Source organism: Rhizobium leguminosarum bv. viciae USDA 2370 (assembly GCF_002008365.1).
In the GTDB taxonomy this organism is placed as follows: Bacteria; Pseudomonadota; Alphaproteobacteria; order Rhizobiales; family Rhizobiaceae; genus Rhizobium; species Rhizobium leguminosarum.
This window is the reverse complement of the sequence record NZ_MRDL01000051.1, coordinates 310,813-322,993: the sequence shown is the minus strand read 5'-3', so window position 1 is coordinate 322,993 and position 12,181 is coordinate 310,813. Positions and strand designations below refer to the sequence as shown.

Genomic DNA, 12,181 nt, shown 5'->3' with positions numbered 1-12,181 from the left:
ACATGGCGGTGCTCGGCGCCCTCATTTCGAAACGTGCTGGGGTTTGCCTTTCCTCTTGGTTGAGGCGAACTCTTCGAGCTGCTTTTCGCTCATGGATTCGACCATTTGTTTCGAGGCGCCTTTGAGTTCACTCTTGGGTGTCTCGCCGCGCTTGGCCGAGAGGGCGGCGCCTGCGGCCTTCTGCTGGGCCTTGGACTTGGCTGGCATATCGCTTGAACGGGCGGTGGCCGGCGTCAAAGTCATCATGCTCTAACTATCCTGTTCTAAGGAGGCTGCGGCCCGCAAGCCGCAGCCGACCGGCTGTCAGTTGATGGTGGCCCACTGGCTTCGAACATCCCTGGCGTTCTTCGACAGATGGACGTGAGCATCCACGTGATCGACCCAATCGATCGGGATCAAGTGGTGCTTGCCGTCCTCCGAATCGAGCTTCGTCAGCTTGATGCGCGTGGGGCCGTCGAGATGATCGACTGTGCCGACATGGGTGCCGTCGGCAGCCCGCACTTCCATATGTTCACGGATCTGCTCTGCGGAAATCATCGTTTCCTCCTTGCATCATTGTCAGGTACGAAGCGGCAACGAGGTGGAGCAGACTTGGTTCCCAACACGCGCGACCGTGTTCAATCAGCAGTCACGTCCCAATTGTCGTCCGGGTTGAAGGTCCGGATGCCAGTTCGCGAGGCGGGAGCGGCGGTGCCCGATAAATCGGCGTCGGCTGCTCCCACCTTCTCGGATCTGCAACCCCGCTGACACTGTCTCTGCGTAACATACCCCGATTATACGGGTAACGTCTCCGATCTTCGCGTAGTCTGGCCTTGTGCAGACTTCGACCGCCGCGGCGTGCGGCGTCGAGGCCTGCTTGAACTCGGCAGAGTTATGAGGAGCAGCCGCAGTGAGCACAGCAAGATGTCATGATGGCCGAATTCAACCGAGACTTTACCCAGGTCTGGAATGGATCTTGGCTCTCCTGCTGCTCTGCGTATTGGTCGGATGTGGCGGCCACCCGAAGAATGTGCTCATCCCCGTTGCCGACAGCGCGCCGAATTCCACCAAGGTCGACATGCTAGTGACCACGACGCGCAGCCGCTCCACGATACGGGGCGAAATGTTTACAGGCGAGCGCGCACTCGCCCCGGCCTTTGCCGACATCACCGTATCCATCCCCCCTGCAAACGTCCGAAAGGTCGGCGAAGTCGCCTGGCCGAAGAGGCTTCCATCCAATCCCGCAACCGATTTCGCAACCTTGAAAGCCGACGAGATCACGCGCGACGACGCCAAGAAATGGCTGAGCGCCTCGGTCAGGAAGAGCCACGACCGCAGCGTGCTGGTGTTCATCCACGGCTTCAACAACCGCTTCGAAGACTCCGTTTATCGCTTCGCTCAGATCGTCAAGGATTCCGGCGTCCATAGTGCTCCCGTGCTCGTGACATGGCCGTCGCGCGGCAGTCTGCTTGCATACGGATATGACAGGGAGAGCACGAACTACACGCGCAACGCATTGGAGATGCTCTTCCAATATCTCGCCAGGGATCCTGAAGTGAAGGAGGTGTCCATCCTCGCGCATTCCATGGGGAACTGGCTGGCGCTGGAAGCGCTTCGCCAGATGGCGATCCGCAACGGCCGCCTCCCTGCCAAGTTCGAGAATGTGATGCTGGCCTCGCCCGACGTGGATGTCGATGTCTTCCGCCAGCAGATCGTCGACATGGGCAAGCAGCATCCGCAGTTCACCTTGTTCGTCTCGCGAGATGACCGCGCGCTCGCAGTATCCCGCAGGGTATGGGGTGACGTCGCGAGACTCGGCGCCATCGATCCCGAGCAGGCTCCCTTCAAGAAGGAACTGGCCGACAGCCAGATCACGGTGATCGACCTCACCAAAGTCAAAGCGGGCGACAGACTGAACCACGGGAAATTTGCAGAATCGCCCGAGGTTGTTCAGCTGATCGGAGCGCGGATTTCCGACGGCCAGACGCTTACTGACAGCAAGGTCGGGCTCGGGGACAAGATCCTTGCCGCAACAACGAGCACGGCCGCCGCAGCGGGCAGCGCAGCCGGCCTGATCCTTGCCGCCCCGGTCGCAGTCGTCGATGCCGACACCAGAGATAATTATGCCGGCCAGGTCAGCGGCCTCACGGGTCCTATGGGCAAACAGCAGCGGGCGCCCGACTGCACTGCCGGAGGCCGATCGAAGGAGTCGTGCAGGCAATAGCGGTTCAGGAATTGGCAACTGACAGTTCACAAAGATCAGGATAGACAATGCCACGAGTTTCCAAGATCCGCATGGTTAGATCGCTTCTCACGGCGGCCACCCTGGCGGCCGTTCTCCTTTGTGCCTCCATTGCCGTGGCTCAGAGCGTGACGCCTGCGAACGCGCAGCCTGAAAGCGTTCAACGCTTCATTGGGATGTTCTCGGATCCTGACGTCCAGCGCTTCCTGCAACAGCAGTCCCAAGCAGCCCAGGCTGCGGCGAAACCGCCCTTGGAAACCCCGAACGCCGACCCTTCATTCTCGGAATTCGCGATGCGGTTCCGTGTCCACGTTTCCGGCCTTCTCGGGGCTATCAAGTCTTTTCCTTCGGAGACGATGCGTGGTGCGGGCATACTCAACCAGGACGTCCAGGCGAATGGCGGGACGAGGCCGATCTTCCTGGTCGCGGCCTTCGTCGCTGTCGGTCTGGCCGCGCAATGGCTGTTCTGGTGGATCAGCGCCGGCTGGCGCGCATGGATGGCGCGCGCGCCCTTTGCCACGGTCCGCGAGAGGGTGGTGGCACTGGCCGCGAGGCTTCTGTGGGCGGCATGTTACGTCCTCTCCTTCGGGCTTGGCAGCATCGGCTTCTTCCTGCTGTTCCAATGGCCGCCTGTTATCCGGGAGATCGTCGTCGGCTATCTCTTCGCGATCGTCGTCTTCCGCCTGGCGAGCGCGCTTTTCGACGTGCTTCTCGCGCCCCGGGCAGAGGAAGAGGGTCGATTCCGTGTCGTCCCGATCACGAAGGATGCCGCCCGCCACTGGGCGAAACGCCTGGGCTATCTCGTCGGCTGGTATGCCTTTGGCTGGGTGACCATCCGCCTGCTCGGCACTCTCGGCTTTTCCGACCCGGCCCGGCAACTGGTCGCCTATTCGCTTGGCCTCGTGCTGCTCGTCATCGGCATCGAAGCCGTTTGGAGACGCCCGTCCGGATTGTCTGCCGGCCAAGCCAGCCGGATCGGACTACGCGCCCGGAACTGGCTCTGGACGGTCTATTTCGCTGGCGTCTGGCTGCTGTGGGTGGTGGGAGCCATGAAGCTGTTCTGGATCGCGGTGGTCTGCGCGGCGTTGCCCGGCGCCATCGCCCTCACCAAGGCGTCGGTTAACAATATCCTGCACTCTTCCGCGGACCAGGAGGACGGCCAGCAAAGAAGCACCGTCGCTTCGGTGATTATCGAGCGCGGCATAAGGGCGGCGCTGATCGTCGGTGCGATCGTTCTGCTTGCGGACGCCTTGGACGTCAGACTGACGCAGATGACGATGCAGGATTCGCCGCTTCTCCGCCTCGTGCGCGGTCTCTTCAGCGCCGGGATCATTCTCCTGGTTGTCGATCTCGCCTGGAATGTGGTGAAAGTGCTGATCGATCGCAAGCTGGGCGACACCGAGGCCGTCCTTGAAGTCGGCAGCGAACGGGAGCGGCGGCGCACGCGTCTCAGGACCCTGCTGCCGATCCTTCGCAATTTCCTCATGATCCTCTTCGTCGCCATCGCGATCATGATGGCGCTGTCATCGCTCGGTGTGGAAATCGGCCCATTGATCGCCGGTGCCGGCGTAGTTGGCGTCGCCATCGGCTTTGGTGCGCAGACCGTGGTCAAGGACGTGATCAGCGGGATGTTCTACCTGCTCGACGACGCCTTCAGGGTGGGCGAATATATTCAGAGCGGCAGCTACAAGGGCACCGTCGAGTCCTTCAGTTTGCGATCCATCAAGCTCCGGCACCACCGCGGCGCCGTCTACATCGTCCCCTTCAGCGAGCTCGGAGCAGTCCAGAACATGAGCCGCGACTGGGTGATCGAGAAGATGACTATCACCATCACCTACGATTCCGACATCGAGAAGGCCCGCAAGATCATCAAGAAAATCGGCCTGGAACTGTTCGAGGATCCGGAATTCAAACCGACGACGATCGAGCCGCTGAAAATGCAGGGGATCGACAGCCTGGGTGACTCCGGCCTGCTCCTGCGGATGAAGGTCATGACGCTTCCGGGCCAGCAGTTCACGCTGAAGCGGCGCGCCCTGCGGATGATCCATCAGGCGTTCAACGAAAACGGCATCAAGCTCGCCGTGCCAACCGTCCAGGTCTCGGGCGGAAAGGACGACGCTGTTGCCGCCGCTGCCCAGCAGACGCTCGCGGCGCATAGTGCGGCGAGCGCCACGAACCCGGCCTGAGCGCGGCATTCTTCAGGCCCTTAAACAAGACACGAAAGCAATGGGAGGAAATGAAATGAAGTTCCCGGTCAACCTATCGCATGTGCTTGCGACACTTGCCGTGCTGATGACGGTCTGCGCGCCCCTCCTCGTACCGGCGACGGCCGAAGCCCGTCGCGGCGCTGCGGCCTGCGGCCCGAGGGGCTGCGGCGCTGCGGCTTGCGGACCGCGCGGATGCGCTGCGGTCGGACGCACCAGTCCTGCCGTTCGGCCGCCCGTCCGGCGCGGCGTCGTGGTGGTGACCCCTCGCCGCTACTGGCGTCCGGGTACCGCCATCGCCGCAGGCGCCGCCATCGGCTTTGTCGCCGGAGCTGCCGCCGTTTCATTGGCAGGTACGCCGCCTCAGTCCGGTCAGTGCTGGTACTACACCTCACCCGACAAGACGACGGGCTTCTGGGATGTATGCCCGCGCTGAGTGGCTCGCAGAAGGCTCGCGAGTCGGCATCACGGCCACTATCATCGCCTCCGGCAAAGTCGTCTCGATCGCCAGCGCGATACTCGTCACGGGTCTGATCCGCCGCCCACTAAATCAAACAGAGCATGACGTCGTCCGAAAACAGCACACTCCTTTCGGTATTATGCTCCACTCAGCAGATCTCCCTGCACGGAAAGCCAGGAGATCCACGAGGATGACCGACCCTATTGTAGAAGCCAATCAAACGCGATTCAGCCAACCTATTGGCTTCTCAACTACCGTCAAAGGTTTATAGATTCAAAACTGCCTTAATCGCTCACCGTAAAACTCTTCTACGGTAGATCGCGACCTGACGAAAACACTGTCGACAATCGGCTTGATGCCCCCTTCATTAAGCTCAGCCCCGACGATATTGGGCCGCGCAAACTCACCGTTCATCAACAGCCTGCAGGCTATCTCCTTGGGGCTTATGTAACTCCGGCGGAAGGCCCAAACTTCGGAGATCGGCATCTTACCAGACGGTAGCAGACGAGCGGCAACAAGGTTCGATATTTGAACAATGCTGCAGTTCAGATGGAAGCCTGCCTCGCCGCCGATGATAGGCGGTCCGTCCTGATCGCAACCGACTGGATTCTCGCGAAAGAAGTTCTTCAATGGTTTGAAATCGACCACGCCCACGGAATCGATGAGGCATGGTAGCTGGCTCAGCTTGACCAGAGGAAGTCGATCCTGCGCGATAGCTTCCAATACAGATGGCCAAGGATTTCCCGCTCCAGAAAAGAGCGCGGCGACGATATCGCGTAGTGAGAGCACATACCTGCCGCGCGTGCGCCGAGTGGGATTGATCGTCGCAAACGTGTGGACTGCCGGTCCAAATGTGCGCCGCATTATGGTGTCCGGGCACTCAAAGCCCTTCCGAGAATAGCAAAGAAGGAGCGTGTTGATCGGTAAGCCGGTCTGTTCAACTTGTTGCCTCACTGATTTCGAGGCTCTCGCGAACCGGAAATTATCTTCCCACGTTTGCTGGACGTCGTGCACGATAGCCGCAGCGCTGTTCTCCTTCGGCCTCCTGAGAATCGGCGTCGACTTTTCGGACAGTTTGAGAGCGCTGGTAACAAGCTTTCGGAAACCTTTAGCGTAAAATGGCGACGCGAGACGGACGCGTAGAGGATGGCTGTAGAAGTCCTTGGTCCTTGGGAAGAACCAAGTGTCTTTCAGGCTTTCCGCAAGCTCCACAAACGCATCCGGCCACCCGAGTATCGCCCGTGCGGATCGGCTGAGAGCGTCGGCACTTACCTCACCTACGGAGGAAAATTTAGCTTCGAGTGCGCCACAACGGCCATCACGAAAGTCGATAGCTCTCGCTACCTGTGCCATGAACTCGAAGAGGTGGCCGGGATCGGTATCGCGCAGTGACGGATGAATGTTCCACTTAGCGAGATCGGCAAGTGACGTTTCTGGGTTGACGAGGTCGGTCGCAAACCGCAGCGCTTCTTCGTCGTCGAACTGAGCACGACCTTGGGGAAACTCGCGCAGATCGACCACTGGACGCATGGGATTGTCTGCGTCAACACAACGATGGCAAAACGATATACCTCGCGCCACCAGGAAATTCAGCCGGGTTTCACAAACTGGGCAATGATCGAGAAGAAGCTCGTAAGATTTGGGATCGAATGTCAGCGAGCTGATGTGCCAGACGGCCTTTTGATAGCCAAGTGTGCGTAAACTGGCTGGAGCCACCCTGCGATGGCCGATCAATTGCTTCAGCGGCAAATTTCGTCCGAAGAAGGTCACCTGTTGTTTGGCTGAGAACCCGTACAGGAGAGGCTGGATATCGGCGTCGCCGTGTGGAAGCCCGAGAAGATCGCCAAGGCCCTCGTAGGAAAGGCTCCATTTACCGGAGCCGAAGTGCGAAAACCGCTGTTCCCGACGGCCGCCTATCAACTGGACGATTTGATAGGGGAACTGGAAGCCGTTTACGGCAGTCGCCCGCAGAAGCACGTCAGGGATGCCTTCCCCCGGCCTTAGATCGACAGCGACGGCTAGGGACTTCCTGCTTCCATCCAGCCTGCGCAGCGCGGTTTCTCGTGTGACCGTCACACAGATGATCTCCGGCGGATCGTCACTTCGCAGGTCTTACGCGACTACGCAAGCGCACTCCCGCGCCTATGTCAGCCTCTTCGGCGAGAATGACGACCCCGTTATCGAAGAGGACATCTCGAAGTCTACGAGCCGCCTCTTCATTGATCCTCTTACGGTCGGTCTTTTCGAGACGAGCGATCACGTACCTGCCGACGCCCGACTTCTCCGAAAGCTCATCCAATGAGTAGCCCAGCATTGCGCGGGCATCCTTCAGGCAGTCGACCCAAACCTTTCCGCTGGGTTTAGCCCACCGTACACCCTCGCCTGCAGCCTCAGTAGCATCAACAAAGGTCAATCCGTCTCGGATAAGGGCGTCGCGTAATTGAAAGAGCGCCAATTGGTCGGGATGCTTTCGTCCAGGCTGCTCAAGACCCAGCAGGACGCTCCGGGTGATCATAGCTTTGCTGGCAAGGTCGCTCTGTTTGAGCCCAAGCATCGAGCGTGCCGCCCTAATCTGACCATGAGTTGGAAGCCCCGCCATGCATCGGAACAAATGCCAATTCTAAAAAATGTCAACATATCTACGCCTGTTGCGTTTATTCTATTTCTTTGGCGAATTTCCTACATCTGTCGCGCGAATCGGTTTACATATCCCGAAAAGGAAATCAGAAATCGAATCGAAGGAGGCTTCGAATGAACGACAAATGGCTTGGCGGTCCGCCCAGCGTGATCATCCCGCGACTACAGTCGCTACTTGCCGATATTCAGAGCCTCGCCTCACCCGGCGGCTTCGATGGACCGGTTGATCCGGTGATCATCCGCAACTGCATGCTCGTGCAGCGCTCGGTGCCGTGTCTCATCGGAGAGATGTCCGGTCACCCGCATATCAAGGAAGGAAGCCCTGGCGTGACGAGCGAACTTTTTTACCTTGATCAAAAACGCAAAATCGGCAGGACCCTCAGCAGGTGGTACCGTTTTGACCACGGGCTGATCGGCTAGCGACAAGAGGGGAGCGAACCTATGGACAAAGCCCTGACCGATAGCCTGGAACGATACATCGTGAAGCTGCAGGAGGCAGCCGAACAGCTAGAGAGGCCGCGAACAAACGAATTCCGGCTGACAAAGCGGAATCTTCCGGCAATTGCCCGCAAGTCCACGACCGATTTTCTAGCGTATTGCGCAATGGTCGCGTTGTTCCGCAGAAACATCGGTGCCCTTTCCGAACCCTCCTGCGTCGCGGTGATCGCCGTCCCGTCACAGTGGCAACTGAAAGATGTCCACGACGCGGCCAACATCATTTTGAAGGACAAGAAGGGCGTCAAATTCTGCCTCCATCCTACTTCCAAGCACAAACGGGGATGGGAGATCGATCCCGCCGAACTCCTTGAGTCCGGGGAGAAGTTGATCGTCTTCACCCAAGAGGGCTCGGTCGTTCATGAGGACTTCGAGCTTGCAGCTACGCTCTTCGACCGGCTCGCAATCTGCGATATCCGCCACTTGAAAGCGCTCAGCATCTTCCGAAGGTGCGGTACATTGACAGACGCGCAGGCAGCGGTGATTGCCGAACAAGCATCGGAGCGAATGGAAGCAATCTTCCGTCGTGACCAACCAGCGAGCCGGGCCGCGATGAAGCTGTTGAAGGCGGCCAAGGTTGGTCCCGGCGACGAACGGCTTCTGGATGTCACTAAAGGCTTCGGCCAAGCGAGCGTGTGGGCGGGGGCTCTGAAGAATGATCTTGATCAGTGGCGACAAGGAAAACTTGCCTGGGCCGAGGTGGACAAGGGATGCTTGTTGTACGGGCCACCCGGAACAGGGAAGACCCGGTTCGCAGCTGCTCTAGCGGCCCACTGCGGCTTGCACCTGGAAGCAACTTCCATTCCGAAGTGGCAGTCCTATAAAGACGGCGATCTCGGTGACATGCTGAAGGCCATGTACCAGGCATTCGGCTCCGCCAAGCAAAATGCGCCCTGTCTATTATTTCTGGACGAATTCGACGCCATTGGCGACCGAGCCAAGTTTCCTAGTCGCCACGAGACCTATTCGACCACGGTCGTGAACGCTCTCTTGGAATGCTTGGACGGAACGGAAGGCCGGGAGGGCGTGGTTGTCCTTGGTGCGTGCAACTATCCGGAGCGGATTGACCCTGCCCTTCTGAGAAGCGGTCGGCTCGAAAAACACGTTAGATTTCCTTTGCCCGACGCATTAGCGCGAGGGGAAATCCTTGAATTTCATCTCCCGAGCATGGTGGGCGATCCAGCTCTCAAGGAAATCGCTGCACGCCTCCCCGGTAAGAGCGGTGCTGACCTTGAACGGTTGGCCCGAGACGCCAGAAGGCTCGCCCGAAAACAAAACCGAGATGTCGACATTTCCGACGTGAGATCGCAGGTACAAGTCCCGCCTCCGCTAGATGCCAAAACCCTCTACCGCGTCGCAATCCATGAGGCAGGGCATGCGCTTGTGAGCCACGCGTTGATGGTGGGCAACATCGAGTGGGTCGAAATCTACGACAACGTCGAAAGCTTTGCGACCACTGTGGACGCCAACGGCGGTATGTTCATCGAAAGACCCGCCCGTGACTTTTTAACCCGCTGGGACCTGATGAAAATAATTACGTCAGACTTGGCAGGAGCGGCGGCTGAAGACCTAATTTTCGGGCACCGAGCCAATTGGTCGACGGGTAACAAGGGCAGCGATTTCGCCAGCGCAACCACGTTGGCGATCCGGATGGTGACGGAATACGCTTTCGGAAATTCGTTGTATTATCTTCCTGGATCAGTCGATATGGCTTCGCCCCCCAAACTATGGGAGGACCTCCCGCTGCGTGCTGACGTTACGGAAATCCTTCAACAGCAATACCAGCGAGCGAAAGATATGCTCGATGGCCTCAAGCCCGCGCTGCTCAAGCTTGCTGACGCGCTTGTCAAACACAAGCGCCTGGACGCGAGTCAACTGAAGCAATACTGGCCGGGATCGCGAAAGGTCGCTTTACCTCAGCCGCAGACCCGACGCCGCCGTCAACATTAGTCCTATGTCTTCTTCTGGGCTCTCCCGTCGGCCCAAAACAGGAGCGAGGTCGAGAGCAGCCAGGTGGAGGTCGGGCTTGGCGTCCTGATAACGTTAGCAAGCTCCCCGGAAAACACTGCTAATGCTGGTGCTCGACCGTGCGACAACTAGATCATGAGAGACGCTCGGCGTTCGTCCTGTCGGACCGATAGAAATTTCGGAAACCTTGATATTTGATGCTTCGATGCGCTAGGTTTGGGGGTCGCGTATCTTCGCGCAGTAGGTTCGGCCATTGTCGTTGTGCCAGACAGGCTGCGGTTTCTTCCTGACGATTACCGCGTTGGACTTCTGGAAGAATCCGATGATTCCTTGTCTATCAACCGAGCGAAAAAAGGTTGCTCAGGATCACGGCAGACCGGGCAATTGGAAGGAACCGAGCCTAACTACAAGTGGAGAAAACGCATTCCCGTTCAGGTTTTAAAAACGGTATCCGCGTACAAAGAGCAACGAGTAATCTTTCCAAAAATTTACTGGGATTGTTGAATGAGTACAAGCTGGGAAAACCTTGAGACGATGGCACGAAGCGGATCAAAAGAGATTGACGAGTCGTTCATCGCAGTCGACCGCGCGGAGCCAGTCCCGCCCATTGATATTGTTGCCTACAACGAACTTAGGTCATGCGCCGATCTGGTGCGGCTCCACAAGAATGGCTCGCTTGATATACAGCCTGATTTCCAGCGAGAAGTCGTCTGGAAGAAAGATGATCAAACGCGATTTATTGATTCGCTTGTTAAGCGCCTGCCGATACCCAGCATGTGTTTCAGCCTTGATTACACAACCCAGGAGTGGAAGGTCATCGATGGCCTTCAACGCATGAGTTCTATAATCAACTTTCTTTCAGACGAAAAATGGGTCCTCAGCGATCTAGAAGATATTCATCCTCTATTGCGGGGAAAAGCCAACACGGAACTGCAGCGCAGCGATGAAACCAGCACGCGCCGCCTTCTTTCCACTATCCTCGACATGTCGATACCAATCACCGTCATTCGGTGTGATTATACCAAGACTTCGCACATGGAATATCTCTTTACGATTTTTCACAGGCTTAACTCGGGCGGCGTTCGGCTTAACAACCAGGAAATCCGTAACTGTATCTACTCCGGATCGTTTAACGACCTCCTCAAAGACTTCGACGCGAAGAACACCAGCTGGAAATCGGTCAAGCGGACGATATGGGGCAAAATGGACCGCTTTAGGCCAGTGGAAATCCTGCTTCGATTACTAGCGTTCAACGACCGACTCGAAGCCTACGACGGAAATCTGGCGAGGTTTCTCAACAACTACATGCATGATATGTCACAAGATCGGAACCTCAACTATCAGCGTCTCGAAGACACGTTGGCAGCGGTCGCTGAAAACACGGCCATTGCTCTTCAGAATTTAAGGGGCAAGCTTTCACTCACGGTCGTGGAGTCCGCGCTTGTAGGCATTCTTTCAAATCTCGCGACAGTTCAGAATGTAAATGCGCGGGAGCTGCCTGCGGCATTTGACAGGATGCTTCAAGCGACGGAATTTGCTGAGGCTGCTCGTTATGCGATCACGTCGGAGAAAAATGTGAAAGCCAGGCTAGGTATCGCCCGCGAAGCTTTTGCAGGTATATGACTATGGTCGCAGCTACGCTCGCGTCGCTCCACATTTGGTATAATGAGCCTACTCCGGGGAATGAGCGCCCCCAACTTCTTTCAAAACTTGCGATACTTGAACTCTGCGGCTGGCTCGAACACTGGATGGATGATCTGGTTTTGGAAGTCGCTCGACGCTGCATCTGCCCTGATCCCTGGGTCGCGGAGAAGATCATCAAAAACACCAACGGGTTCCACTACACCATGCACCTCAGATCGATGCTGGCGAAACTGATCGGTGAACATCAGGTTCTCGTCGGGGAGAGCCGCATGGAAGCAAGTCATCCGGGTGAGCTACAAAACATTAAAAGTATTCTCGGCCAGCTGTGGACAACCCGATGCAGTTACGCTCACAGCGACCTCCTCCACAATGTGCAGGCCCAAGCTACGTTCGATGCCCCTTCATGGACGATCACCCAGCATCGAGCAATCGAGCAGAAACTGACCAACTATAAGGCAGTCTTCGTCCAACTCGCTAGCGAGATACCGCAAGCGTAGACCAGGTCGGACCGAACTATCTGGGAGCTTGTGTTCGGTCCGAGTCTAGCTTATG

Annotated in this window: 11 protein-coding genes; 7 read left to right on the top strand and 4 right to left on the bottom strand. The window is 57.7% G+C overall.

Annotated features, from left to right (window positions below):
- Positions 1-21: 21 nt before the first annotated feature.
- Both BS629_RS28310 and BS629_RS28305 read right to left on the bottom strand, forming a co-directional pair.
- Positions 22-207 (bottom strand): DUF3008 family protein, encoded by a 186-nt coding sequence (locus tag BS629_RS28310; RefSeq protein ID WP_003560205.1) that lies wholly within the window; start codon positions 205-207, stop codon positions 22-24.
- Between the two features lie 96 nt (positions 208-303).
- Complete coding sequence (locus BS629_RS28305; RefSeq protein ID WP_012757858.1) at positions 304-537, bottom strand: DUF2171 domain-containing protein; 234 nt, start codon at positions 535-537, stop codon at positions 304-306.
- Between the two features lie 352 nt (positions 538-889).
- Between BS629_RS28305 and BS629_RS28300 the strand changes: the two genes are divergently transcribed.
- The 3 genes from BS629_RS28300 to BS629_RS28290 are packed head-to-tail and all read left to right on the top strand — an operon-like array spanning position 890 to position 4,861.
- Positions 890-2,203 (top strand): alpha/beta hydrolase, encoded by a 1,314-nt coding sequence (locus BS629_RS28300; protein ID WP_018242418.1) that lies wholly within the window; start codon positions 890-892, stop codon positions 2,201-2,203.
- Between the two features lie 47 nt (positions 2,204-2,250).
- Positions 2,251-4,407: a mechanosensitive ion channel family protein gene (locus BS629_RS28295; protein ID WP_018242419.1), complete on the top strand. Its 2,157-nt coding sequence runs from the start codon at positions 2,251-2,253 to the stop codon at positions 4,405-4,407.
- Between the two features lie 55 nt (positions 4,408-4,462).
- Positions 4,463-4,861, top strand: coding sequence for a hypothetical protein (locus BS629_RS28290; RefSeq protein WP_018242420.1), 399 nt, complete (start codon positions 4,463-4,465; stop codon positions 4,859-4,861).
- Positions 4,862-5,158: 297 nt separating this feature from the next.
- Here the strand turns inward: BS629_RS28290 and BS629_RS28285 are convergent, their stop codons facing one another.
- Together BS629_RS28285 and BS629_RS28280 are read right to left on the bottom strand one after the other, a co-directional pair.
- Positions 5,159-6,961 carry a hypothetical protein gene (locus tag BS629_RS28285; protein WP_077988696.1) on the bottom strand — a complete coding sequence of 601 codons (1,803 nt, stop codon included), beginning with the start codon at positions 6,959-6,961 and terminating at the stop codon, positions 5,159-5,161.
- A gap of 22 nt (positions 6,962-6,983) precedes the next feature.
- Positions 6,984-7,439, bottom strand: coding sequence for a helix-turn-helix domain-containing protein (locus tag BS629_RS28280; protein WP_077988695.1), 456 nt, complete (start codon positions 7,437-7,439; stop codon positions 6,984-6,986).
- 197 nt (positions 7,440-7,636) lie between these two features.
- Here BS629_RS28280 and BS629_RS28275 point away from each other — a divergent pair, with 197 nt between their 5' ends.
- The 4 genes from BS629_RS28275 to BS629_RS28260 all read left to right on the top strand — a co-directional run bounded on the left by BS629_RS28275 (position 7,637) and on the right by BS629_RS28260 (position 12,126).
- Positions 7,637-7,942: a hypothetical protein gene (locus BS629_RS28275; RefSeq protein ID WP_077988694.1), complete on the top strand. Its 306-nt coding sequence runs from the start codon at positions 7,637-7,639 to the stop codon at positions 7,940-7,942.
- 21 nt (positions 7,943-7,963) lie between these two features.
- Complete coding sequence (locus BS629_RS28270) at positions 7,964-9,967, top strand: AAA family ATPase (protein ID WP_077988693.1); 2,004 nt, start codon at positions 7,964-7,966, stop codon at positions 9,965-9,967.
- A gap of 522 nt (positions 9,968-10,489) precedes the next feature.
- On the top strand, positions 10,490-11,608 hold the full coding sequence (locus tag BS629_RS28265; protein ID WP_077988692.1) for a DUF262 domain-containing protein: 1,119 nt from the start codon (positions 10,490-10,492) through the stop codon (positions 11,606-11,608).
- A gap of 125 nt (positions 11,609-11,733) precedes the next feature.
- Positions 11,734-12,126: a hypothetical protein gene (locus BS629_RS28260; protein ID WP_131704953.1), complete on the top strand. Its 393-nt coding sequence runs from the start codon at positions 11,734-11,736 to the stop codon at positions 12,124-12,126.
- Positions 12,127-12,181: the final 55 nt, after the last annotated feature.

Bases quoted from the DNA above. Each gene is read 5' to 3' on its own strand.
- BS629_RS28310 (WP_003560205.1), bottom strand. From the start codon at position 207: ATGCCAGCCAAGTCCAAGGCCCAGCAGAAGGCCGCAGGCGCCGCCCTC.
- BS629_RS28275 (WP_077988694.1), top strand. From the start codon at position 7,637: ATGAACGACAAATGGCTTGGCGGTCCGCCCAGCGTGATCATCCCGCGA.
- BS629_RS28295 (WP_018242419.1), top strand. From the start codon at position 2,251: ATGCCACGAGTTTCCAAGATCCGCATGGTTAGATCGCTTCTCACGGCG.
- BS629_RS28280 (WP_077988695.1), bottom strand. From the start codon at position 7,439: ATGCTTGGGCTCAAACAGAGCGACCTTGCCAGCAAAGCTATGATCACC.
- BS629_RS28265 (WP_077988692.1), top strand. From the start codon at position 10,490: ATGAGTACAAGCTGGGAAAACCTTGAGACGATGGCACGAAGCGGATCA.
- BS629_RS28305 (WP_012757858.1), bottom strand. From the start codon at position 537: ATGATTTCCGCAGAGCAGATCCGTGAACATATGGAAGTGCGGGCTGCC.
- BS629_RS28290 (WP_018242420.1), top strand. From the start codon at position 4,463: ATGAAGTTCCCGGTCAACCTATCGCATGTGCTTGCGACACTTGCCGTG.
- BS629_RS28270 (WP_077988693.1), top strand. From the start codon at position 7,964: ATGGACAAAGCCCTGACCGATAGCCTGGAACGATACATCGTGAAGCTG.
- BS629_RS28260 (WP_131704953.1), top strand. From the start codon at position 11,734: ATGGATGATCTGGTTTTGGAAGTCGCTCGACGCTGCATCTGCCCTGAT.